Origin of the sequence: Pseudomonas sp. BSw22131, assembly GCF_026810445.1 — a bacterium.
GTDB lineage: Bacteria > Pseudomonadota > Gammaproteobacteria > Pseudomonadales > Pseudomonadaceae > Aquipseudomonas > Aquipseudomonas huanghezhanensis.
The window spans coordinates 2,189,657-2,212,773 of record NZ_CP113949.1 but is presented as its reverse complement, the minus strand read 5'-3'; the positions used below and the strand labels follow the sequence as shown (position 1 = coordinate 2,212,773).

Annotated in this window: 21 protein-coding genes; 7 read left to right on the top strand and 14 right to left on the bottom strand. The window is 57.7% G+C overall.

Going from position 1 to position 23,117, the window contains the following annotated elements:
• Positions 1-67: 67 nt before the first annotated feature.
• The gene (locus OYW20_RS09930; protein ID WP_268800507.1) at positions 68-526 is read right to left on the bottom strand and encodes a MarR family winged helix-turn-helix transcriptional regulator; all 459 of its coding nucleotides are present in this window, start codon (positions 524-526) and stop codon (positions 68-70) included.
• 170 nt (positions 527-696) lie between these two features.
• Positions 697-1,749, bottom strand: a complete 1,053-nt coding sequence (locus tag OYW20_RS09925; protein ID WP_268800506.1) for a 2,5-dihydroxypyridine 5,6-dioxygenase — start codon at positions 1,747-1,749, stop codon at positions 697-699.
• Positions 1,750-2,089: 340 nt separating this feature from the next.
• On the opposite strand from OYW20_RS09925, the gene OYW20_RS09920 reads away from it, so the two are divergent.
• The 6 genes from OYW20_RS09920 to OYW20_RS09895 all read left to right on the top strand — a co-directional run bounded on the left by OYW20_RS09920 (position 2,090) and on the right by OYW20_RS09895 (position 7,970).
• Complete coding sequence (locus tag OYW20_RS09920) at positions 2,090-3,238, top strand: FAD-dependent monooxygenase (RefSeq protein WP_268800505.1); 1,149 nt, start codon at positions 2,090-2,092, stop codon at positions 3,236-3,238.
• Positions 3,235-4,068, top strand: coding sequence for an alpha/beta fold hydrolase (locus OYW20_RS09915; protein ID WP_268800504.1), 834 nt, complete (start codon positions 3,235-3,237; stop codon positions 4,066-4,068). Before OYW20_RS09920 ends, OYW20_RS09915 begins: the two co-directional genes overlap by 4 nt.
• A gap of 159 nt (positions 4,069-4,227) precedes the next feature.
• Positions 4,228-4,875: an N-carbamoylsarcosine amidohydrolase gene (locus OYW20_RS09910; protein WP_268800503.1), complete on the top strand. Its 648-nt coding sequence runs from the start codon at positions 4,228-4,230 to the stop codon at positions 4,873-4,875.
• 114 nt (positions 4,876-4,989) lie between these two features.
• Entirely contained in the window at positions 4,990-6,303 is a 1,314-nt protein-coding gene (locus tag OYW20_RS09905; protein ID WP_268800502.1) for an MFS transporter, read from the top strand.
• A 53-nt stretch (positions 6,304-6,356) separates the two neighbouring features.
• Complete coding sequence (locus OYW20_RS09900) at positions 6,357-7,433, top strand: nucleoside hydrolase (RefSeq protein WP_268800501.1); 1,077 nt, start codon at positions 6,357-6,359, stop codon at positions 7,431-7,433.
• A gap of 201 nt (positions 7,434-7,634) precedes the next feature.
• Positions 7,635-7,970, top strand: coding sequence for a hypothetical protein (locus OYW20_RS09895; protein ID WP_268800500.1), 336 nt, complete (start codon positions 7,635-7,637; stop codon positions 7,968-7,970).
• Between the two features lie 302 nt (positions 7,971-8,272).
• On the opposite strand, the gene OYW20_RS09890 is transcribed toward OYW20_RS09895, so the two are convergent.
• The 8 genes from OYW20_RS09890 to OYW20_RS09855 form a co-directional block, all read right to left on the bottom strand.
• A complete protein-coding gene (locus OYW20_RS09890) occupies positions 8,273-9,172 on the bottom strand; it encodes an ATP-grasp domain-containing protein (RefSeq protein WP_268800499.1) in 900 nt (299 codons plus the stop codon).
• A gap of 126 nt (positions 9,173-9,298) precedes the next feature.
• A complete protein-coding gene (locus OYW20_RS09885) occupies positions 9,299-10,045 on the bottom strand; it encodes an SDR family oxidoreductase (protein ID WP_268800498.1) in 747 nt (248 codons plus the stop codon).
• Positions 10,046-10,094: 49 nt separating this feature from the next.
• Complete coding sequence (gene metX, locus OYW20_RS09880) at positions 10,095-11,219, bottom strand: homoserine O-acetyltransferase MetX (RefSeq protein WP_268800497.1); 1,125 nt, start codon at positions 11,217-11,219, stop codon at positions 10,095-10,097.
• Between the two features lie 94 nt (positions 11,220-11,313).
• Complete coding sequence (gene cysK, locus OYW20_RS09875; protein ID WP_268800496.1) at positions 11,314-12,291, bottom strand: cysteine synthase A; 978 nt, start codon at positions 12,289-12,291, stop codon at positions 11,314-11,316.
• A complete protein-coding gene (gene dapF / locus OYW20_RS09870; RefSeq protein ID WP_268800495.1) occupies positions 12,278-13,078 on the bottom strand; it encodes a diaminopimelate epimerase in 801 nt (266 codons plus the stop codon). Before dapF ends, cysK begins: the two co-directional genes overlap by 14 nt.
• Before the next feature lie 159 nt (positions 13,079-13,237).
• Complete coding sequence (locus OYW20_RS09865) at positions 13,238-14,065, bottom strand: arginase family protein (RefSeq protein WP_268800494.1); 828 nt, start codon at positions 14,063-14,065, stop codon at positions 13,238-13,240.
• A gap of 268 nt (positions 14,066-14,333) precedes the next feature.
• Complete coding sequence (locus tag OYW20_RS09860) at positions 14,334-15,110, bottom strand: YqcI/YcgG family protein (RefSeq protein ID WP_268800493.1); 777 nt, start codon at positions 15,108-15,110, stop codon at positions 14,334-14,336.
• A gap of 64 nt (positions 15,111-15,174) precedes the next feature.
• Positions 15,175-16,335, bottom strand: a complete 1,161-nt coding sequence (locus OYW20_RS09855) for an MFS transporter (RefSeq protein WP_268800492.1) — start codon at positions 16,333-16,335, stop codon at positions 15,175-15,177.
• A gap of 92 nt (positions 16,336-16,427) precedes the next feature.
• On the opposite strand from OYW20_RS09855, the gene OYW20_RS09850 reads away from it, so the two are divergent.
• The gene (locus OYW20_RS09850; protein WP_268800491.1) at positions 16,428-17,759 is read left to right on the top strand and encodes an aminotransferase-like domain-containing protein; all 1,332 of its coding nucleotides are present in this window, start codon (positions 16,428-16,430) and stop codon (positions 17,757-17,759) included.
• A 167-nt stretch (positions 17,760-17,926) separates the two neighbouring features.
• Here the strand turns inward: OYW20_RS09850 and ligD are convergent, their stop codons facing one another.
• The 4 genes from ligD to OYW20_RS09830 form a co-directional block, all read right to left on the bottom strand.
• A complete protein-coding gene (ligD, locus tag OYW20_RS09845; protein ID WP_268800490.1) occupies positions 17,927-20,575 on the bottom strand; it encodes a DNA ligase D in 2,649 nt (882 codons plus the stop codon).
• Positions 20,576-20,626: 51 nt separating this feature from the next.
• Positions 20,627-21,541, bottom strand: a complete 915-nt coding sequence (gene ku / locus OYW20_RS09840) for a non-homologous end joining protein Ku (protein WP_268800489.1) — start codon at positions 21,539-21,541, stop codon at positions 20,627-20,629.
• A 91-nt stretch (positions 21,542-21,632) separates the two neighbouring features.
• Positions 21,633-22,088: an REP-associated tyrosine transposase gene (locus tag OYW20_RS09835; RefSeq protein ID WP_268800488.1), complete on the bottom strand. Its 456-nt coding sequence runs from the start codon at positions 22,086-22,088 to the stop codon at positions 21,633-21,635.
• Between the two features lie 222 nt (positions 22,089-22,310).
• Positions 22,311-23,039 (bottom strand): MFS transporter, encoded by a 729-nt coding sequence (locus tag OYW20_RS09830; RefSeq protein ID WP_268800487.1) that lies wholly within the window; start codon positions 23,037-23,039, stop codon positions 22,311-22,313.
• Between the last annotated feature and the right edge of the window lie 78 nt (positions 23,040-23,117).

The window sequence follows — 23,117 nt, the reverse complement described above, 5'->3', positions numbered from 1 at the left end:
AATGTGTTGGATGTACTTAAGTCTTCGCGGGCAAGCGCGCTCCTACAGGGGAAGGGAGCACACTGATTTACTCATCGCCGTCTTCAATCAATTTGCGCAGCAGAAACAACACCGCCACGCGCTCGGCGGGGTTGAGTTTGCTCAAGGTCAGTTCACTGATGTGGGCGGCGCGGGGGACGGTTTCCTGCACCAATTGAAGGCCGGTGTCCGTGAGGCTGCAGATGACTTTGCGTTTGTCCTGGGGATCGGGATCGAGGCTTATCAGGTCACGCGCCTTGAGCCGGTCGACAATGCCACGGATGGTCGCCTGATCCACGGCGGTGGCTTTGACCAGTGCGGTTTGAGAGCTGGGGCCGTGATCGCGCAAGGCGCACAAGGTGACGAACTGAACGGCAGTGAGCTGCGAATCCCCGACGTTTTGCTGGAAGATCGCCAGGTGGCGCTGATACGCCTTGCGCAGCAGGTGACCCACCTGGTTGGAAAACGCGTAGGACGCGTCGTTACTGGAAGGTTCGTCGTTCGGCACAGGCTGACTCAGTCGCGGGCTGGGGAAGTTGGCCGGTACATTAACGCGTGCGGGGATAGAGGGGAATCGACACAGATCAGTTACAGGAGCGCGCTTGCCCGCGATGACGGTGTTTCAAACAACACAAGCCTTGCAGACACACCGACGTCGCGGGCAAGCGCTCCTACAGATCAACGCGCTTTCGAAGCCTCCGGCGAGACCACTTCACCGCCCAACACAACGGCTTGATCGTCCAGATAGATGTCGCAGCGACGCAGCGGAATGTCCAGGTGGCATGGCGTCTTGCGCTTGCCGCCGACTTCGGTATTGGGCCCGGTGGAAAACAGGAAATTGCCGTAGAACGCTCGGGCGTCCATGCACATGCCGTCGTTCTTGTCGTGCAACCCCATCGCCGTCCACTGCGCACGCGGCTGCAAGCCCCAACCGATGTGGGAAATGCCATACACCTCGGGGTCGTTGAAATACTGCATGTAATCACGCAGGTATTCAGCCTCGAATCCGCCATGAATCGAGGTGATGAAGCCCTTGTCGATCACCAGCGTGATCTGCTCGCGGGAGTAGGTTTTGAACGGCAGGACAATATCGCCGATGTCGATCACCAGCGTGCCTTCGGCAGTCTCCTCGTTGGGCCAGGAGAACAGAAACCCGCTTGGCCAATGATCCCAACGGCCCGGTTCATCGGCAAAACCATACTCGGTCACTGAAGGGTACTGCCCCAACTGCGCACGGAAATCGCTGCCCGCCTTCGACTTCACATGGATCGAACGGGCCGCCTTGAGCACCTCGTCGGCCGCCATCACCCGCGCCTTGTCCGCCAGCGTTGGCAGCATCCGGGCCAGCACTTCCGGGGGCTCGACGGCCAACAGGATGCGCGTCCCGGTCTTGAGGATCTGCTCCTGTTCCGGCGAATGCAGCAACATCATCGTATCGACCACCAGGTCCGCCGCTTCCAGCGCCCGTTGCGCGGCGAGGTTGCCGGTCAGCGCGGTGTCGCCGCAGTAGGCGGTCATGTCATTGCCCATCGCCGTCGGATGGTTGAACGACGGCAATTCCACCGCATAAACCTTGGCGCCCAGACGCTGGGCCGCTTCCATCGCAGCCCGCACGGTGCGCGGATCGGAGTAATGACTCTTCAACACCGCGACGCTCTGAGTGGCATCGACTTTGGACAATGTCAGGACGTGCTCGAACATCTGGGTCAATTGGCAATCGCTAACCGGCATTTTCATCTCCTCGGCATCTGGCATTCCGCCAAATGCACCATTGAAAGGCATCGCGCTTCAGACCAGTGCATATTTTGTAGCGTACACACTTATTAAAAGCGATCAGACATCAATTGAAGGCTATCTGCAAGAGCTGCGCCATTTCGTTACCAACGGAATCAAACTCAATATCTACTGAGTTACCAAGGGTTACATCGCCCGAAATCTGTCTGGAATTATTTTTAAAAGTGTCTATTCACTTTTAAAAAAAACAGCGTATACACTTAAAAAACGCAGCAGGACGAGATATCCGATTCGTCCGTTTTCTTACCGCTTTCGAGCAACACGAGGGATGCACCCCATGCCAAACACGCAAAGAATCGCCATCGTAGGATCCGGCCTGGGTGGGGCCGCAGCCGCCACGCTGTTGCAGAAAGCGGGCTTCATGGTTGATGTGTACGAGCAGGCTTCCGGGTTTTCGCGCATCGGCGCCGGGATCCACATGGGGCCGAACATCATGAAGATCTTCCGCCGCATGGGGATCGAGCAGCAGCTGAGCGACATGGGTTCGCACCCGGACTTCTGGTTCAGCCGCGATGGCGCCACCGGGGATTACCTGTCGCGCATTGCGCTGGGCGAGTTCTCGCGCAAGGAATACGGCGCGGCGTACATCACCGTTCACCGTGGTGATTTGCATGCGCTGCAAATGTCGACCCTGGCACCCGGCAGCGTGCACTTCAGCAAATGCCTGACCACCCTTGAAGAAACCGAAAACGGCGTGCGCCTGAACTTCGCCGACGGCACTCACGCCACCGCCGATATCGTGATCGGCGCCGACGGCATCAATTCGCGGATTCGTGAAGAATTGCTCGGCGTGGAAAAACCCTTGTACAGCGGCTGGGTCGCCCATCGCGCGCTGATCCCCAGTGAGATGCTGACCAAGTACGGACTGGACTTCGAGAACTGCGTGAAATGGTGGAGCAAGGATCGCCACATGATGGTCTATCACACCACCGGCAAGCGCGATGAGTACTACTACGTGACCGGCGTTCCTCACCCGGCCTGGGATTTCCAGAGCAGTTGGGTCGACAGCAGCCAGGACGAAATGTACGAGGCGTTCGCCGGGTATCACCCGACGGTGCAGGCACTGATCGAGTCCACCACGAGCGTGACCAAATGGCCGTTGCTCAACCGCAATCCCCTGCCGTTGTGGAGCCGCGGTCGCCTGGTGTTGCTGGGTGACGCGTGCCACCCCATGAAACCGCACATGGCGCAAGGCGCGGGCATGGCCATCGAAGACGCCGCGATGCTGACCCGATGCTTGCAGGAAACCGGCCTGACCGACTACCGCACCGCCTTCGAACTCTACGAGGCCAACCGCAAGGAGCGTGCTTCGCGCGTACAAGCGGTGTCGAACGCCAACACCTGGCTGCGCACCCAGGAAGACCCGGCCTGGGTCTACGGCTATGACCTGTACGGCCATGAACTCAAATCGGAGGTGAGCGCATGAGTACGTTCATTCATGGCGGCAACGTGCAAGCCAACGGCATTCGCCAACACTACCTGCGCTACGGCGGCGAGCGGCACAGCGGCAAACCGGCGCTGCTGCTGATTCCGGGGATCACCAGCCCCGCGATCACCTGGGGGTTTGTCGCTGAAACACTGGGCGAACATTTAGACACCTACGTGCTGGATGCGCGCGGGCGCGGCTTGTCCTCGACCGGCCCGGACCTCGACTACAGCGTTGACACCTGCGCCGATGACATCGCTGCGTTCGCCCAGGCGATGAAGCTGGACAGTTACCACATCGCCGGTCATTCCATGGGCGCTCGTTTTGCGGTACGCAGTGCGGTGCGACATCCAAAGGGCGTTAAAAGCCTGGTGCTGATTGATCCCCCGGTATCCGGTCCCGGTCGCCGCGAATACCCGTCGAAACTGCCGTGGTACGTGGATTCAATCCGCCAGTCCCAGGCCGGCATGACCGCTGACGACATGCGCGCCTTCTGCGCCACCTGGACGCCCGAACAACTGCAACTGCGTGCCGAATGGCTGCACACCTGTTACGAGCCGGCCATTGTCCGTGCCTTCAACGATTTCCATGAAGAAGACTTCCACAAGGATCTACCCAACCTTCCCGTCCCTGCCCTGCTGATCGTCGCCACACGCGGCGGCGTGATCCAGGCCAAGGACGAAGCGGAAATCGCAGCGCTACAACCGGCTATCACCATCACCCACGTCGAAAACGCCGGCCACATGATTCCGTGGGATAACCTGCCCGGCTTTTTCGCAGCGTTCGGTGACTTTCTGGGTGAACCGCTGACCGACCCATCATTGATGTGATGTAACGGGGAAATGAGATTGCCGTGTGGGAGGGAGCTTGCGCGCGATGGATGTGTCAGGCACAGGAGATGCATCGACTGTACTGGCGTCTCGCGAGCAAGCAGCCTCCCGCAGATTTCAGGCGTTGGCCTGAACAATCAATTGCACAGTGAGAGCGCCATGAGTGAAGAACAATCCGCCGACGCCAACTATCAGGGCGTTTGGGGCAATCGTATCGGTTTCGGCAAAAAAGCGGCGCTGCTGATGATTGATTTCATGCAGGGCTACACCCGTGAAGGGGCTCCGCTTTATGCGTCAGGGGTGGTCAGCGCCGTGGCCGAGAGCGTCGAACTGCTGGCCAGTGCGCGGCAGCATGGCGTGCTGGTGATTCACACCAATATCCGCTACCACGCCGGGCACTTCATCGACGGCGGCATGTGGGTGAAAAAAGCCCCGGTGATGCGAGACATGGTAGAAGGCAACCCGCTGGCGGCGTTCTGCGAGGAAGTCGTGCCGAACGCCGATGAGGTGGTGATCAGCAAGCAGTACGCCAGTTCCTTTTTTGGCACGTCGCTGGCATCAATGCTGCACGTTCAAGGCATCGACACCGTGGTACTCGCCGGTTGCTCCACCAGCGGCTGCATTCGCGCCACAGCGGTGGATGCCGTGCAGCATGGCTTCCGAACCATCGTGGTGCGCGAATGCGTGGGCGATCGGCATCCGGCGCCGCACGAGGCAAATCTATTCGATATCGACAGCAAGTACGGGGATGTGGTGGCGAAGCAGGAAGCGCTGGAGCAGTTTCAAGCGGCAAGCCACAAGCGGTAAGCTGTAGGAGCGAACGTGTTCACGAGAAGGATTTTGGGTGTACATAAACCGTCTCGCCAACACGTTGGCTCCTACAGGCGCGGTGCACAAAACATAACAGGCCAGGAGACACCGATGCCCTCTGCGAACATAGAAACCGCCGCGACACACGCTGCGGACCCGATCAAGGCGCTCTACCACAAGATCACCTGGAAGCTCATCCCGTTCCTGTGCTTTTGCTATCTGGCCGCCTACCTGGACCGCATCAACATTGGCTTTGCCAAGTTGCAGATGCTCGATCAACTGCATTTCAGCGAAACCGCTTTCGGCCTCGGCGCCGGACTGTTTTTTGTCGGCTACATCCTCTTCGAAGTGCCGAGCAACCTGGTGCTGGAAAAGGTCGGCGCGAAGATCTGGATCGCGCGAATCATGATCACCTGGGGCCTGTTGTCGGTCTGCACCTTGTTCGTGACCACTACCACGCAGTTCTACGTGCTGCGGTTTCTGCTGGGCGCTGCAGAAGCGGGATTCCTGCCAGGCGTGCTGTTTTACCTGACCACCTGGTTCCCGACCTACCGGCGCGGACGGATCATTGCGCTATTCATGATTGGCCTGCCGCTGTCGAGCGTTATTGGCGGCCCGCTGTCGGGCTGGATCATGGGCCATTTCGACATGACCGGCGGCCTGCGCGGCTGGCAGTGGTTGTTTCTGATCGAAGGCATTCCAAGCGTGCTGCTGGGCATTCTGACCTTCTGGGCATTGCCCAATAACCCGCAACAAGCCAAATGGCTGAACGCCGACGAAAAAGCACTGCTCGACAGTGAGCTGCGTCTGGACGACGCCGAAGGCAAAGACAGCAAACACAGTTTCCGCGACGGTTTCTTCAACCTGAAAGTCTGGATGCTCGGCGGTATCGACTTTTCGATTCTGCTCAGTGCTTACGCCATGGGTTTCTGGATGCCGACCTTCATCAGGAACGCAGGCGTGGTCGATACCTTTCACATCGGCATCCTCACCGCGCTGCCGAGCGTTGCGGCACTGATCGGCATGCTGATGATCGGCGCCAGTTCGGACCGTCATCGCGAGCGTCGCTGGCACATCATCGTGCCGTTTCTGGTCGGCGCGGTCGCCATGGCCACCAGCACCTTCTTCACCCACAGCGTGGTAATGACGGTGGTGCTGTTTGCAATTGCATCGGCGGCAATCATCGGTGCGGTGCCGGTGTTCTTCAGCCTGCCGGCGACGTTTCTGAAAGGCCGCGCCGCCGCCACCGGTTTCGCCCTCGCCTGCTCGCTGGCCAATATCGCGGGCCTGGTGAGCAACTCGATGATGGGCATCGCCATCGACGTCACCGGCAGCAGCGCGGGCGCGTTGTGGTTCTTTGCCGGGTGTTTGATCCTGAGCAGCTTTCTGGTCATCGCATTGCCGGCCAAACTGGTCAATCGCTGACAGCCCTTGCGTGCAGGGGCCGCGCATTCCTCTCGTTCAAATGGAAATAGACCATGCAGGCGTTTCTTAAAAGCTGTGCCCTGGCGTTGACCGTCGGGCTGTCCGCTACATCGCTGCACGCGGCGGAAAAAGTGATTTTCGACACCGATTTCAATGTGCTCAATGATGACGGCCAGGCTTTCATTATGCTTGCGCAGCTGCACGCCCAGAAGAAGATCGACCTGCTCGGCATGACCCTGGTCAGCGGCAATGCCTGGGTGGATCAGGCGCAGGTCGATGCACTCAAGGCCGTCGAACGCATGGGCGTGGAAAAAGACGTGGGCGTCTATTCCGGGGCCGCGTATCCACTGCTGCACGACGTTGCCACTTATCCGCAGGAACAGGCGCTGTTTGGCGCTGGCTGGCCGGGTGCATTCAAAAACCCGCGCCCCACTTCGGCCGCGCAATTGACTGCGCCGCCGGATGGCCTGGCCACTCACACCCAATTGCGCAAAGAGTCGGCCGCGCAATTCATCATCGACAGCGTAAAACGTAACCCGCATGAGGTCACCTTACTGGCCGTCGGCCCGCTGACCAACGTAGCGCTGGCGATCCGGACCGCACCGGAGATCGTGCCGCTGATCAAACGCATCGTGTACATGGGCGGCGCCATAGAAATCCCCGGCAACACCACGCCTGCGGCGGAGTTCAACTGGTGGTTCGACCCGGAAGCGGCGCGTATTGTGTTGCGTTCACCCATTGAACACGTGATTTTCCCCAACGACGTGTGTGAAAAGGTGATGTTCGACGCCTCCGTTTACAAGCGGGTGATCGCCGCACAGGGCGTGATCCCGGAGCTTTATAAAACCGTACTTGGGCCGGCATTCGAGAAAGATCCGGCGTACCACAGTTTCACGTGGGACAGCCTGCCCGCGCTGTATCTGGTCCACCCTGAGCTGGTGACTGAGTCGAAGGAGCTGTGGGTGGACGTCGATGCCCATTTCGGCCCCGACTACGGACGCTCGATGGGCTACAAAAAGGGGGCGCCGGTCGGAACGCAAAAGGCGAAAGTCATCTATGGCATCAATCAAAAAGCTTTCTGGGATGAATATGTAGCGCTGGTCACGCTGCCGGCTCCCGTCAAACGCTGACAACGGCCCCGGCCCTGCGAATGCAAAGGTGTCTGCGACCTTCCCTTTCTGAATTCAATCTGGCAGCCGTCCCGTCAACGGGACGGCTGCCGTTCATGCAATAGGTCTCGTCCTTTCGATTTCATCTTCTAACCTCTGTTAGCGGGAACGCCTGCGTACCGCTGTGCGTCAGAGTCTTATACCCGCTCACAAGGAACCGTCATGAAAACCCTGATATCCCTGAAAGAACTGGCCGACGCCGACCTCAAGACCTTCAACGAAATCTGGTTGTCGTCCGCAGCGTCCCTCTCGGAGCACGGTCCAAGCGAAGATCAGCTCTGCCTGTGGCGCGCCAATCAGTTGTTTACCCACGATATGCTCAGCGAAGGCACCCACGGACAAAACGTGAGCCGCGTGTGGCTGGTGCCGGACGACATCGACGCTCCTGCGAACGTGATGGAGATAGAACAAGCTGTCAGGGCAAGGCTGGCTGAGCTGGAAATGGAAGGCGAGTTTTACCCGGCCGAGCAGGCAGACACCCACAACTCCTTTGCCTGAACCCGAAACCGCCGCAACCTGTAGGCGCGCACGAGCAACGCGAGGCCGCGATGGGCTGCGCAGCAGCCCTGAAACCGGAAGCCTCGGTTGGGCCTGAAACACCGCATGCACAGATTTTGCTGCCGGTGCCCGGCAGATCGTCAGCAAGCTGGCCTCCCACGCCCTCCGGGCAGAATCAAATCCCCGGAACGCCACATAGCCAACACCCCGAACACGCCGAAAATCCTGTAGGCGCGCACGAGCAAAGCATCGTTGGCAGCTTTCTCGATATGCCCGGACCGGTAATCCCCTCTAATTTCTGGTTAACCCAGCAACCGTTCCTTCAGCGCCTGCGCAAATCGCAATGCACTGCCTTCACCGAACGGCAGATTCAACGAGGGTTCACAAATCTCCATTTCCATCACCATTGGATTGCCGTGAACGTCGCGAATCAGATCGACCCGTCCGTACAGCAGCGGTTTCTCAAGGCCTAAATGTGATGCCGCTGCGTTGAGCGCAGCTAAAGCCACGGCGCGCTCTTCTTCGTCAGCCGTTCGTGCTTTGCGGAACTCGAGCGTGGGGACATTCACTGTACCGTCCGGCATAAGCATTGCGCTCTTACGGATGGCATGACTGTAGACATTGTCGAAATAGATCAGGTCGGTTTCGCCGTCTCGATCAATTGAGTCGATATAGGGTTGCAGTATCACGTGGCAGCCCTTACCGAGCAGTTGGGCGATATGTTCAGCAGCTTCAGCTTCCCGCGGCCGGGTGTAACGCTGAACACCTCTCGAATAAGAACCCACTGTGGGCTTAACTACAATTTCGCTGGTTTCGGGATACGCCGCTAGAAAAGCCTTGAGCGCCAACGCAGGATCTACGCCCGGTTCAACAAACTGGCTCGGGATAATGGGCACACCGCGTGCAGCAATATCAGCCAGATAAAGTTTGTCGAGTCCCCAGCGCGCAACCGAGACGGGATTAAACAAGTGGGTGTCGGCAGCTACACGCTCGCACCAGGCAAGGAACTCGGGCAGTTGCTCAATGCAGTTCCAGGGTGAGCGCAATAGAACTGCATCAAAACGAGACCAGTCAATGTCGGGGTTTTCCCAGATACAGACCTCGGCTCTAAAGCCGATCGCCTGGCAGGCATCAAGCAACAGTGGCATGTCGTAATCAATTGGAAGACTGGCTTCATCGGTAACCAAGGCAAGGCTGATCATATAGCGAATCCAATATCGAATAGGGTTAGACGTTTTGTCGATCTAAGGCGCAGGTGTTCCATGTTTTCAGTGTTCAATGACTGGACGTAAAAAAGGATGCAACACCAATCAATCGCGAAAGCATGATCACCAAGGCACGGTGTCTCCCATGTGAACGTAAGAGCCAGTTGGGCCATCATCATCTAACAGGGCCATCCTGACGCTTGTTTTGGCGCCGGTCGGGATATCAAGGTCGCCTTCACCTTCGTTCATGTCAGTCTTGGTGTAGCCAGGATGCACGGCGTTGACCTTGACCGGTGTATCGCGTAATTCGTAAGCCAAGTGCACGGTCCAGGAGTTAACTGCGCTCTTGGAGGCGCTGTAAGCCGGGAGCGATTTGAACATGGGACTGTAGGCATACGAGTCCGGATTGCTGTGTGTACTCAACGACGCGAGCAGGCTCGAGACATTGACGATACGTCCTGCCTTCGCCTTCCGAATCAGCGGCAGAAAAGCAATGCTCACCTCGACGACGCCAAAAAGATTGGTGTCGAATGTTTCCCGCCATTGTTGCAGCGGTTGCTCCGATGGTTGTTTTCCATATTGCTCAATGCGGATAGCGGCATTGTTGATCAGGATGTCCAAGCGTCCGTATTTGGCAGCAACGTGCGCGGCAGCCGCAGCGATGCTGTCCGACTGCGTTACATCGAGAGCAAGGGCTTGAACATCGAGACCGGTATCTTGCAGTCTCCTCGCGGCTTCGACTGCGGCCTTATGGTTGCGGCCGGTGAGCAACACGCTGACACCATTCTCGGCAAGCTGACGCGCAATGTCGTATCCGATGCCACGATTGGCGCCAGTGACGAGGGCTATTTTCAAAGGATGTGTGGACAAGTCTTTTGCTCTATCGTGAAAGTGAAAAGAAGGGCTGGCACAGGGCTCATCAAGCAGGCTGTAACGCCGACAGGAAACTTGCCACTGGCGGACCAAAGCGGCCGGTATCAACCAGGAATGCGTCGTGTCCCTCTGGCGACTCCAACGAAAGAAACTGCGCATCTGCACCGCCGGCACGCAAGCCATCGGCAATTTGTCGCTGTTGCTGTAACGGGAACAGGATGTCTGTCTGCACGCCGATCACCAGCGCCTTTTCGATGCGCAACCGGGACAACGCCTCGTCAGCGTTGCTACCGCAGGATTCGCCAAGATCAAACCAGTCTATGCAGCGACTCAGGTAGAGATAGCTGTTGGGGTCGAAAGACCTGAAGAAGCGGTGGGCATGGCACTCCAGGTAGCTTTCCACCTCGAATTCAGGCCCGAACGGTTCCTCATCAAGGCGACGATCCGAGTCCATACACGCGCGGCCGAAACGAGTGTTCCACTCCAGTGCCGAACGATAGGTGATGACGCCGAGTTTGCGTGCCGTGACCATGCCACGTTGCGGATAATGCTCCTCGCAGTATTGGCCTTGGTTCCAATCCGGATCAAACCTGATGGCTTCGCGTTGCAGCGAGCGGATGGCGATCGAAAATGGTAGCGAATGCACCGCTCCGGAAATATTGATATGGCTGCGTGCCAAATCAGGATGCCTGGCCAACAGGGCCAGGGCGCTCATTCCACCCATGGACGCGCCGATCACACAGGCCAGTCGCTCAAAACCCAACGTCCGCACCGCGAAGACCGCAGCATCGGCGATGTCTTCTATAGACAGCTCCGGAAACTCCAGCCGATACGGCTCGCCGGTATTTGGATCAACCGAGGCTGGCCCGGTTGAGCCCTTGCAACTGCCCAGCGAATTGACACAAATCACATGCCAGCGATGGGTGTCGATGGGCTTGCCCGGCCCCAACATGTCATCCCACCAGCCCGGGGTGGGGTCGTCAGCATGCGTGGCGGCGTGCGCATCGGGTGAAAGACCTGTAAGGATCAGGATGACGTTATCGCGTGCGGCATTTAACTGCCCGAACACTTCATAGGCGATGCGCGCACCGTGTAGCACACCGCCGCGTTTCATCTCGAAGCCAGCGGGCAGGTCGATGAAACGCGTTGAAAGGGGGATGAATTCCCTCATACACCTACTCCCATTGTGCAATGGCTTTCTTGCAAGCTAAGAGAATGCGCAACGACATCGTTGCTTGCGCATTCCGGGGGAGAATGTTTCAGATTCATGCGAAGCAAGGCGCATCGTCCAGCGAAGCAAGCCATTCATCGTCGGAGCCTTCATTCATGCCTTCCAGCAAGAAAGTGGACAGGTAGCGTTCCCCGGTGTCAGGCAGCATGGCGAGCAATACCGAACCCTTTGGCGCGCTTTCTGCGACCTTTAGCGCGGTCGCCAAAGTAGCGCCGGCAGAAATGCCTGCGAATATCCCTTCTTCAGCGGCCAGACGGAGCGCGGTATCTCGACCCAGCACTTCGTCAATAGGCACCAGTTCGTCGATCACACTTTGATCGAGCACGCCAGGTACAAAGTCAGGAGCCCAGCCTTGAATTCTGTGCAGATTCCACGGCTGGCCAGACAGCAGCGCCGCATTTGCAGGTTCGGCAGCGATGATCCGCACTTCAGGTCGCGCGAGTTTCAACATCTGGCCGACGCCCGTCAGAGTGCCGCTTGTACCGAAACCGGTAACGAAGTAGTTCAATCGTTTGCCGGCAAAATCGCTGAGGATTTCTGCAGCTGTCGTTTCGCGGTGGTAGGCCGGGTTAGCTGGGTTCTCGAACTGATTGGCGCGGAACCAGCCATGTTTTCTGGCCAGATCATCCGCTATGCGATTACCGCCGCTACTGCCCAGGGCGCCAGGAAAGAGGATCACCTTGCCGCCGTAGGCACGTATCAGCTTGCGCCGTTCCAACGAGTAAGCATCGGACATCACGGCGACGAATTTATAGCCACGCGCTGCAGCCACCATCGCTAGTGCGATGCCGACGTTGCCGGATGTGCATTCGGCGATCGTGTCGCCGGGCTTCAGCAACCCTTTCGCCTCGGCGTCAAGCACAACGGAGAGCGCGAGGCGGTCTTTCACTGAACCGCCGGGATTGAACGACTCGACCTTCACGTAAACGGTTACATGCTTTGGTGCCAGACGGTGCAGTTTGACGATAGGCGTGCGGCCGATCGTTTCAAGAATGCTGTCATAGAGAGGCATATGAGAATTCTCCTTCAAAGACAAAAGTAGCAGGGCCAGCCAAGGTGATTTGTTCAGTGGCGCCTGGCCAATTGATTTGGAGCTCGCCGCCGGGCAGAGCAACTGAGACACTGCGGTTAATACGACCCAGGCGCATCAAGACCGCCGCTGCAGCACAAGCACCGCTGCCGCAAGCCAGAGTCTCGCCAGCGCCGAATTCGTAAACGCGTAAATTGATACGGTCGCGGGATACGATTTCAGTGAAGCCGACATTGACTGTGGGCAGAAAGAAATCTGATTTCTGTAAGGCCTGACCGAGTTGAGCAACGGGAGCGAGGGCTATATCGTCTACTTCGATGACTGCATGTGGATTGCCCGTTGAAACAGCTGCAAAACGAGCCCTCAATCCATCCCCGAGCTCAGCTTCATACTGGTCCTGTTCGCTATCAAAGCCGACCAGGGGAATCCGGTCTGGTGCGAACTGCGGTACGCCCATAGCGATCCGGAAGGATCGTTCGTCAAGCACCTCTACCTCGTGCGTGCCGCTAGGGCTATCAAGCACAAAGCGTGGACCCTGCGCCAAGCCAGCGCGAAGGACCCAGGCTGCAATACACCGTGCGCCGTTACCGCATTGTTGGGATGGGGAGCCATCCGCCGTCCATATCTCATAAGAAGCGACAGCATGTGCGCTGCGTGGTGCTTTGACGCCGAGAATCATGTCGCCGCCAACGCCGGTATGGCGGTCGGCCAGTGCGCGACACAGTTCTGCAGAGGGCGGTTGTGCATCGCGTAAGTCCAACACAATCATGTCATTGCCAGCGCCGTGCATTTTGCTGACATGTAGGGTGGATGAATGTTTGATAGCTCTTACTCCTGTTTGAGCAAACAACTGTGGCTGTTCCGGTTTAGCTGACCCAAGAGGCTACGCCCACGTCAGTCCTGCGCCCGCCACGCGAAGCCTTCTCTCTTAAATGGTGCGCTCGGCCGCCAACTTTTCGAAGACCGGAGCAACGATATCGAGAATGATTGAAACCGCCTTGTTGCTGCTGGCGTCATCGGCAGGAGCGTTAAATTCGGCCAATTCAATGCCCAGAATCTGCGACAACGGAATAGCCTCAAACAGCGCCCGAAGTTGCGCCGGGAACACACCGTCAGGGACTTGGTAATCGGCGGGCACGAAGCCCGGTTCGAGCACATCCCAATCGATATGCACCCAGACCTGCGCGCCGTTAATGGCGCTCAACACGGTTTGCGGCGTTACTTGTGCTGGAGGAATGATCCGCACCCCGGCCCTGTTGATCATTTCGCGTTCGCTTGGATCGATGTCTCTTGCTCCGATCAGGATCACTTGCTCGGGGCGAAGCCCAGCGCCATGACCACTGTCCCAAAGTCCACACGCAGCGGAAACCACCATACCGCCGAGATAGCCGGAATCGGTCGTTTCCGGCGTATTGAAGTCACCGTGCGCGTCTATCCAGAGCACTACAGCGTCCGGGTACTCACGGGCCACAACGGGAAGTGTGGCGATGCTTGCCGGGCAGGTATTAGAGGCCAGGATTGTAAGGTTTCCCCGTTTGATGCTCGCAGAGACCGCAGCACCCAAATCGACAAGGTTCTCCCTTGCCTGGGGAAGACTGACGCGCCAATCGTCAGTGGCAGCTGGAGCAGCTCTTCCGACAGCATTGCCCTTGATTCTGTAGCGCTGTTCCAATGCTTTCGCCGTGCGGACCGCACCCACTACCGTGCGTGCCGTCTTGTCAGCGACACGGCCCTGAGAAACAATAAGGTCAATCATTTAATTAAACTCTCTTGTATATGTTGGTAACGCACTGCTGTTCGATTAATGCTTCAAGCCACGAGATAGGGCGCAAACAAGCACAATTCTGAGACGACTGGGACTTTTACAGTTTGCCGCTGTTGTTCGAAAAGAGAAAAATCAAGGCATAGTTTCTATAACTGCTACGGCAGATAAAACCAGAAATGCCATGCCTTAACGACCGACACTCAATTAATCTTCTGCAGTGAAGCGCGTCGAAAAGAAGGGCCTTGCCTTATACAAACTTTTAGGATCGGGACTTCATGAACATAAAAGGACATTTATCTGTCCGTTCAACGTTTTTTTCCACGAGTCCGTACTGCCACCACTCTATGCCACCTGCTCCATAAGAAGCCAGTTGTGAGGCGTGGGGAGATTCATCGTAGCGAACGATCCGGCTGCGGATATTAGAGCGTACCTTACGACCACCCACGTTATTGCCGGCAAAAATATCGAACCGTTCGCGTGGGTTGATGACAAGTATGAAGTGCTTGCCGAGATTGCGGCTCTGCCGGACTTGATGCGCTGGATTGCTCATATTGAAGAACAGTGGCATGCCATTGAAACACATGGACCAGTGTTGGGATTCAGGATCGTTAGCGACGTCTTCTGGCCAAGGTGCGGAATCGACCTCATGTAGCTTCTGAAGTACCTCCCAGCCAAAGGCATGATAGCCCTCGACCGTTTCAGCATTTATGGCGTCCAGTGAAAATGCCACGAGCAATGGGTATGCTGTGTCTAAGGTACCTTCCCAGTGGTTAGAAATATCAACATATTCCCTAAGACCTTCGGCCAGGTGCTGAATACCACCGGGCTCAACATTTTCGACGAAGATAAACTTTAGAAGTTGTTTGCGAAATGCATTCTTCGAGAATACGCAGGGAAACCCGGAATCGCGATCCAGGCGTAATTCAAGATCACTGAAGACCGCACGGTGCCAGTCCTTTCCCTCTTCAATGATGCGTTTGTGACAGATTAAATTCTTGAATTCCAGGCGCGCGATTGAGTTATCCAACAAAGACATCCTTTCTTAAATGGAAGAAACGTTTTTTTAATGCGAAATCTTATGAAATATGGCTATAGCACTATCAGGCCAATTCGGCTCTCTGTAAGGAAGGCTGTTTCATCCAGAGCATGATAATCAGTGAAGTAATGCTGATCTGGGCAATTGCGAATATAGTCATTGCCGGCAGCAAGCCGAACAGGTCCGCTAGCGCTCCGCTCGCGATGACCGGAAGCGAAAACCCGGCGTAAGCGTAAACAAACAGGCCTGCGGTAGCACGCGCACGATTATCCGGTGCTCTTGATGTAACTTCGAGTAAGGCCGCGAGGTACGTAAAGCCGTAGTTCGAAGCACTGGTAATGCAGGTTCCAAGCAATACCAGACCAAGCGAACCTGTCCAGACACCTACTACAACAACAAGAAAACCAAGGGGAGTTAGCACAAATCCTATTGCCAGTGACTTGGTGTTGCTCATCCGACGCGCAATGGGTTGGCAGAGAAAGCCCACAAAGATTGCCAAGAAAACAACGAGTCCTGTCCAACCATCAAGGCCTTGGTTTTTTAGTTCCAGGGGTACTACAGCGATCACCATTCCGCTCGTTGACCAAGCCAGGATCATGGCGATACCGAACACCCATGTGCCCCTGGGAAATACCGGAAGCCGGAGAAGCGAGACACGCTTGGACACATCGACGGTTGGGAGTTTGAAGGCAAGAAGCGCTAGTAGGGGCGCCAATACAAATAGCAGGGTAAAGCTGGCAGGCATCAAGGTTGAGCCTTGTACCCCAAGGCTGATACTCGTGGCCAGAGCACCGCCCCCAAAACCCAGCGTTGTGGCAGATGTCACGATCAGCGCGGCGCGCCGGGCGTTGTCCTCACCCATGATTTCGGTCATGTAAGCGGTGCCTGCGGTTGTCACCAAACCTGTACCAATGCCTAGCAGTGCACGCGCGACAACCAGACTTCCCCAGTTGGGTATCCAGACCAGAAGTGCAGTCGCTAATACGCCGAGTAACAGCGCTGTCGCTATAGGGAGTCGGCGACCGATACGATCCGATAAACCTCCCAACAACAGCAGTGTCGGCATTAATCCAGCCGCGTACGCTGCAAAAGCGACGGTCACGGCGGTTGCGCCTACGTCGCTTTCAGCCGCGTAAGCCGCATACAATGGGGTTTGGAGATTGACAGCGAAAGTTGACGTGAATAACGCCAGGGCAAGTAACGCTGTCGAAAGTGAATTCGGCATAGTTTGTGACGATCCTTCGTTACAGTTGTTGCTAGATAACATGGTATTTCAGCTTAGTGCAATTAATAAATTGTACTAATTACGGTGGATTCATGCCCAAAGCTCAGTACACAGAAATCGCTGCGGCCCTCGCCGATGACATCCAGAATGGAAACTTGCCCCCAGGCACTCGACTTGCGACGCACAGGGCGTTTGCCGAGCAACATGGTGTCGCTCTCGCAACGGCGACGCGAGCCTATCGAGAGTTGGAGCGCCGTGGCCTGATCGTCGGAGAGAAGGGGCGCGGTGTCTTTGTGCGCGACCTCGGGCTGCCCTTGACACTGGGTGTTGAGCAGACTGCCGCCGAAGGGCTGCTCGATCTGGTTTTCAATATGCCCAGCGATGCAGGTGACTCGGAGGTGTTGAGAGCAGGACTCAAACGCTTGGCGGTGGCTGGTGATCTTGACGCTATGCTCCGCTATCAGCCCCACGGCGGAAGGCCACACGAGCGGAAAATTATCGCTTCGCACCTCGACAAATTAGGTGTCATCGCCCCAGAGCGTTTACTTATTACTTCGGGTGGGCAGCATGGCTTGGCGATCACGGTGTTGGGTCTTTTGCGGCGCGGAGATTCGGTCGGCACCGACGCACTGACCTATCCTGGCTTTAAATCTGTAGCGGCACTCCAAGGTCTGAACCTGGTGGCCATCGACGGTTTGGGCGGTTCTATGAACGCTGACGCGCTGGAGCGCAAATGCCGCGAAGACAAACTGCGTGCGATCTATTTGATGCCTACGGTTCATAATCCGCTGGGTTCTGTTATGGACGAGGTGACTCGCCGGGCACTGGTTGACGTGGCCCGCCGCTATGATCTCTTGATTATCGAAGACAGCGCTTATGCATTCCTCGAACCTGACCCACCACCCAGTTTGCTCGAACTGGCACCCGACCGGACGATCTACGTCGGGGGATTCTCGAAAAGTCTCGCGACAGGACTACGACTTGGTTATCTGATTGCGCCGGACCAGCACATCGACAAACTGTCACATGCCATAAGGGCGACTACATGGAACGCGCCAGCTCTCATTTCCGCGCTTGTAACCGGTTGGATTGAAGACGGTACGCTGGCAGTCTCGGAGAAAAACCGGCGGCGTGACGGCGCTCAAAGTCAGCGTCTGTGCCAGGAAATATTCAAGGACATGTCGATCATCTCCCACCCCAACGCAAGTTTTGCGTGGTTGCCGCTGGCGAGTGGTCAGCGCGCGGAACCCATTATCACCAGGCTTATTGCCCAGAGCATTGCCGTTTCCTCAGGTGAACCCTATGCGGTTACAGAGGCGGCGCCGCAGGCTCTGCGCCTTGCGTTTGGGGGCATCCCAATGGAACAGTTACGAACTGCATTTGAAAACGTTCGTGACCAGATTGCCCAGGCGTCAAAACTGTAAGGAGGGTGTGCAGTCAGGCGTTCGTCCGACCTGTGACTGCGTTAATCCTGTGTAGGCGCGCACGAGCACCGCGAGGCCGCGATGGGCTGCGCAGCAGCCCTGAAACCTGACACCTCGCTTGGACCTGAAAACGACGCAATCCAATGCACCAGCCTACCGAAGTGCGCTCAGGGCGCTTTCGCCCCCAACTGCTTCCACATCTTCTTGGTGATCCGCTGCTTGTTCCTGTACCCGGCCCACGGATCAGCCTTGAGCTTGCGCAAGCGCGCCTGGAGGTTGGCTATATTCCACTGCGCGGCGGATTTGAGCGCGGGCAATTCTTCCCGGGTAATCGGCACCGAAACCGGCAAACCCGGCCGTGCCCGCACCGAATAAGCGGTCGCCGTGCTGGCGCCACGGGTATTGCGCAAGTAATCGATGAAGATTTTGCCGACGCGATTTTTCGGACCCATCACCGCCGTGAAACGCTCCGGCAGCTTGTCGGCGATGAACTGCGAGATCGCCTTGCTGAAGGCTTTTACCGTGTCCCAATCCGCACCCCGCGCCAACGGCACAATGATGTGAATCCCCTTGCCGCCACTGGTTTTGATAAAAGCCTCAAGGCCCAGCTCATCCAGCACCGCAAGCGTCATGCTGGTGGCTTCGATCATGCTGCGCCATGGCAGTGCCGGGTCCGGATCGAGATCCAGGACGAAATGGTCCGGTGTTTCGATCTTGTCGCTGGTTGCACCCCAGGTGTGCAGCTCGATGGTGCCCATTTGCGCAGCCCCGACCAGCGCCTGCACGCTGTCGATCTCCATCAGTCGCGCGTGGCCGGGATCGAGTGCCGGGTCCAATTGCTTGATGTTGGGGATCGCCAGCCGCTCTGAGTGCTTCTGAAAAAACTGCTCACCCTCGACCCCTTCCGGGCATCGCAACAGCGCCACCGGCCGATGCACCAGGTGCGGCAACATCCAGTCGCTGATCGACGCGTAGAACTGCGCAAGATCAATCTTGTGCAGCCCGCTGTCCTTGTCGATGACCCGCTCCGGGTGACTGATCACGACACCCTCGACCTCGACGTTCCCCTTGGCGACGCGCCTGGCAGGAGCTGCACCCTTGGCGTTCGCAGTGCTGGACGCCTTGGGTTTGAAAGGCGCTTTCAGATCCTTCGGGGTTTTCGGATGTTCATGCACCACCTCGCTGGCCGGCTTATCGGTGCGCAGCGCGATGAACGAGGCATGACGAATGATGCCGTCGCGCGTCCACTCACCGAACTCGGCCTCGCCGACCAGTTCTGGTTTGATCCAGTGCACGCCACGTGCCTGGGCACTGGTGAGTTGTTTATCCAGCGGCGAAGCGTCCTGCTCCAGCGCCTTCATCTGTTTGTGCAGCTCGGTCAGCATGTTCTGACTGAAACCCGTGCCCACCCGGCCGGCGTACACCAGCCCCGCGCCCTCCTCGTTGACGGCCAGCAGCAGCGCGCCAAAACCGGTGCGCGTTCCTTGCGGCCGGGTGAAACCAACAACGACGAACTCCTGGCGCTGCTTGCACTTGAGCTTGATCCAGTCGGGGCTGCGTTTGCCGTCGTAAAAACTCCCTGCGCGCTTGCCAATCACCCCTTCAAGCGAAAGCGAACAGGCGCTTTCGACGATGTCCTGGTGATTGGCCGTAAACGCATCGGAGAATCGCAGCAAGCGGCTACGCTGCTTGCCCAACAGCTTCTTCAGGGTGGCGCGACGATCCTCCACCGCGGTCTGGCGCAGGTCTTCGCCATTCAGAAACGGCGCATCAAACAGGTAATAGACGATGTCCTTGCTGCGCCCGGTTTCGAATGCGTTCTGCAACGCCTGAAAATCCGGCAGCCCGGCGTCATTGAGCATCACCATTTCGCCGTCGAGCCAGCCGTCGCCGAGCTTCATCGCCTTCAGCGCCTTGGCCTGCAGCGGCATACGCTCGGTCCAGTCGTGGCCGTTGCGGGTGAATAGCGTCACCTCGCCCCCAACAATGCGCGCCATGATCCGGTAACCGTCGAATTTGATTTCGTACAGCCACTTGCCCGCTGGCGGTGTGTCGACCAGGGTTGCCAGTTGCGGCGTGAGTTTCTGCGGGATCTGCGCGGGTTTCGCAGTGGTAGATTTTTTTGCAGCGGGTGACTTTTTAGCGGTGGACTCAGGCTTGGCGGCCTTGGCTTTGGCTGTTTTTCTGGAAGGTTTGGCAGGCGCTGCCGCAGCGGTTCTGGTTTTCCCGGTGCGCGCCTTTGCGTCCCCTACCGTCGCACTGCTGACCACGCTCTGGGGCTGGTCAGCGACGATGTCGTAATCGTCGGCCAGCCGCACCGCATCGTCTTTTTCCTTGATCAACAGCCACTGTTCCTTGTCGCCACTGCCGGGCAGATGCGTGCGCACCAGCGCCCAGTCGCCCGTGAGCTTTTCCCCGATCAGGGTGAATTTGAGTTTGCCCGCCTTGTACGTCACTTTCGGGTCGCCATGGGGTTGCCACACGCCGCGGTCCCAGACGATCACATCGCCGGCGCCGTATTGCCCTTCCGGAATGCTGCCCTCGAACGCGGCGTAGTCCAGCGGATGGTCTTCTACATGCACGGCCAGACGCTTGTTTTTCGGGTCCAGGCTCGGGCCTTTCGGCACAGCCCAGCTCTTGAGCGTGCCGTCGAGTTCCAGACGAAAATCGTAATGCAGGTTTCGGGCGTCGTGCTTGTGGATGACAAAACTCAGCGCCTGGTCCTTTGCGCTACGGCGCCTGGCGGGTGTTTCCGCAGGCTCGGAGGTGATGTCGAAATTGCGCTTTCGCGTGTATTCGCTGACGGGTTTGGCCATGATCGATTAAACCTCTGCACCGGCTGGCGGATGTAGACCAGCGGGTGGTACTCAGGAAGCCTTGGTGGTTTTTTTCCTGGCAGGGGCGCGACGTTTGGCCGGTACTGCATCGTCCGCGGCGGCGGTTTTGCTTTTGCTGGGAGACTTGGTTTTAGACGTGGCTTTGGCAGAACTGCCTTTGCTGCCCAGACTGCGTTTGAGCAATTCGGTGAGATCAATCACGTCTGCCGACCTGCGCTCGGTCTCCCCGGCGTCGGCTTCGACGTTTTCCAGCTTGCCGTCCCGGGCCTTGGTTTCGACCAGTTCCATGATCTGATCCTGAAAGGTGTCGCGGTACTCCTCGGGTTTCCAGTCGGCGCTCATGTCCTTGACCAGACGCTTGGCCATGTCCAGCTCGCTTTTGGTGAGCTTGGCATCGGTGACGTCCTTGGTCAGCTCCAGGGTGTCGAGACTGCGTACCTCAGAAGGCCAGCGCAGCAGGACCAGCACAATTGCTTCATCAAGTGGCATCACCGCCGCCAAATGCTGACTGGTGCGAATGACCACATTGGCCAGCGCGACCTTGCCGGTGTCGATCAAGGTTTGACGCAGTAAAGCGTAGACCTTCTCGCCACGCTTGTCGGGCGCGAGAAAGTAGGGCGTATCGATGTTTTGCAGGGGGATTTGATCGCTGTCGACAAAGCCGAAAATATCAATCGTCTGGGTCGATTTGGGGTGCGCGGCGCGAATTTCTTCCTCGCTTATCACCACGTACTGGCCTTTCTGGTACTGCACGCCCTTGACGATGTTTTCCTTGGTGATGTCCTTACCGGTGACCTTGTTGATGCGCTTGTAGCCCACCGGGTCCATGCTCCGCTTGTCCAGCCAGTCGAAGTCGACACCCTGCCGTGAGGTCGCCGACACCAGCGCCACCGGAATATGCACCAGCCCGAAACTGATTGCGCCCTTCCAGATTGCCCGAGCCATTGCTGTAGTCCTTTGGGGTGCTGTGTTTAGCAGTGACAGGAACGCGTGGGAAAAAGTTTCGGTGGGGCGACGGGAAGTATAGATGGCGGCGTCAGAGCCATACGGCATCCCAGAGGGGATAGTCGCCCAAGCGATCTGCGAGGCCGGCCCGCAGGGGATTAGCAACGACATAGCGGGCGGCGGCTTGCAGGTCTTCGTCACGGCGCAGGGCCCTGTCGTGATAGCCCCGTTGCCAGACAGGGCCTGCCTGGCCGCTTGGTTTCGTGATCGAATGACTGCTCCGGGATTTCACACGGCTCACAAGATCGGACAATGAGCCGTGCTCAAGCGACACCAGCCAGTGAAAGTGATCGGGCATGACAACCCACGCCAGTGACTGGACCAGACCTCGTTGCTGGGCACACCTGAATTGCTGAACAACCAAACGCCCGACTCGCCAGTCGGTGAATAACTCGGTGCGTTGGTGTGTCACGGTGGTGAGCCGGTAGATGTTCCCGGTTGCGGAAAAGCGGCCTTTGCGTAATTGATTTCCACTGAAATTGTGCATAGCGGCGCCCTCCCTGGCAGGGATGTACCAGCAGGTTAGATGCGCCAGAGATGATTGCGAAAACAGTGGGTGTCAGCGTATGTCAGATGAACCGCATCGCGGCCTCGCCCTGGCTCGTCAACTCCTACATTCTGACCGCGTGCACCCTTACCCAGCGCTCACTCAACCTCGTTAGGCTCTGACGAGCCAACGCGAGGCCGCGATGCGGTCTGGTGGAGAGCCTCAATCCTCGCCTTTATCCAGCGTCCGCAACTTCGCGGGCAGTGCCCACATCAGCAGCGCGGCGGCGAGCAGGCTCGACACGCCTATGACGTACAACGCCGGGGTGGTGCTGCCGGTGAGGTCTTTGATGCTCCCCACCATCACCGGGCTGACAATCCCGCCGAACTGGCCCAGGGTGTTGATCAGCGCTATGCCGCCAGCAGCCCCTGCACCGGCGCCGGCCAGCAGCTTGGGCGGAAGCGTCCAGAACGCAGGGATCGAGGCCACGATGCCCGCGCCAAGCATGGCCAGTGCAACGATCAAAAAGACCGTGTGCTGGGCAAATATGCCCGCGCTGAAAAACCCGATCGCGCCCAACACCACCAGACCGCAGACGAACTTGCGGCGCTCCCCGGTGGCATCCGACAAACGTCCGACCACCACCATGTTGATCGCACCGAAGATATACGGAATGGCCGTCAGCAGACCGATCACCACCGGGCTCTCGGTGCCCGCGCTGCGAATCAGCTGCGGGGCCCAGAAGTTCAGGCCATAAGCGGTGTCACTCAGGCTGAGGTCGGGCTGCAACTGGAACTTGGCGAAGCTGATGTTGATGCGGTCAAAAAAGGCAAACAGATAGCACACCATGATCAGCGGCATGATGCGCCACGCGACCTTGCGTATCAGCGCCTTTTCAGCACTTACAACCTCGGCGAGGCTGCTGTCCGGATTAAGAACAGAAAGGGTCATTGCAGTTTCTCCAGACGGACTTCCCACAGGAGTCCGGTTGTTTTTGTTGTCTGGTCGGGCACGCGGGCGCCCGTTTTT

Bases quoted from the DNA above. Each gene is read 5' to 3' on its own strand.
- OYW20_RS09925 (WP_268800506.1), bottom strand. From the start codon at position 1,749: ATGCCGGTTAGCGATTGCCAATTGACCCAGATGTTCGAGCACGTCCTG.
- OYW20_RS09920 (WP_268800505.1), top strand. From the start codon at position 2,090: ATGCCAAACACGCAAAGAATCGCCATCGTAGGATCCGGCCTGGGTGGG.
- OYW20_RS09915 (WP_268800504.1), top strand. From the start codon at position 3,235: ATGAGTACGTTCATTCATGGCGGCAACGTGCAAGCCAACGGCATTCGC.
- OYW20_RS09910 (WP_268800503.1), top strand. From the start codon at position 4,228: ATGAGTGAAGAACAATCCGCCGACGCCAACTATCAGGGCGTTTGGGGC.
- OYW20_RS09905 (WP_268800502.1), top strand. From the start codon at position 4,990: ATGCCCTCTGCGAACATAGAAACCGCCGCGACACACGCTGCGGACCCG.
- OYW20_RS09900 (WP_268800501.1), top strand. From the start codon at position 6,357: ATGCAGGCGTTTCTTAAAAGCTGTGCCCTGGCGTTGACCGTCGGGCTG.
- OYW20_RS09895 (WP_268800500.1), top strand. From the start codon at position 7,635: ATGAAAACCCTGATATCCCTGAAAGAACTGGCCGACGCCGACCTCAAG.
- OYW20_RS09890 (WP_268800499.1), bottom strand. From the start codon at position 9,172: ATGATCAGCCTTGCCTTGGTTACCGATGAAGCCAGTCTTCCAATTGAT.
- metX (WP_268800497.1), bottom strand. From the start codon at position 11,219: ATGAGGGAATTCATCCCCCTTTCAACGCGTTTCATCGACCTGCCCGCT.
- cysK (WP_268800496.1), bottom strand. From the start codon at position 12,291: ATGCCTCTCTATGACAGCATTCTTGAAACGATCGGCCGCACGCCTATC.
- dapF (WP_268800495.1), bottom strand. From the start codon at position 13,078: ATGATTGTGTTGGACTTACGCGATGCACAACCGCCCTCTGCAGAACTG.
- OYW20_RS09865 (WP_268800494.1), bottom strand. From the start codon at position 14,065: ATGATTGACCTTATTGTTTCTCAGGGCCGTGTCGCTGACAAGACGGCA.
- OYW20_RS09860 (WP_268800493.1), bottom strand. From the start codon at position 15,110: ATGTCTTTGTTGGATAACTCAATCGCGCGCCTGGAATTCAAGAATTTA.
- OYW20_RS09855 (WP_268800492.1), bottom strand. From the start codon at position 16,335: ATGCCGAATTCACTTTCGACAGCGTTACTTGCCCTGGCGTTATTCACG.
- OYW20_RS09850 (WP_268800491.1), top strand. From the start codon at position 16,428: ATGCCCAAAGCTCAGTACACAGAAATCGCTGCGGCCCTCGCCGATGAC.
- ligD (WP_268800490.1), bottom strand. From the start codon at position 20,575: ATGGCCAAACCCGTCAGCGAATACACGCGAAAGCGCAATTTCGACATC.
- ku (WP_268800489.1), bottom strand. From the start codon at position 21,541: ATGGCTCGGGCAATCTGGAAGGGCGCAATCAGTTTCGGGCTGGTGCAT.
- OYW20_RS09835 (WP_268800488.1), bottom strand. From the start codon at position 22,088: ATGCACAATTTCAGTGGAAATCAATTACGCAAAGGCCGCTTTTCCGCA.
- OYW20_RS09830 (WP_268800487.1), bottom strand. From the start codon at position 23,039: ATGACCCTTTCTGTTCTTAATCCGGACAGCAGCCTCGCCGAGGTTGTA.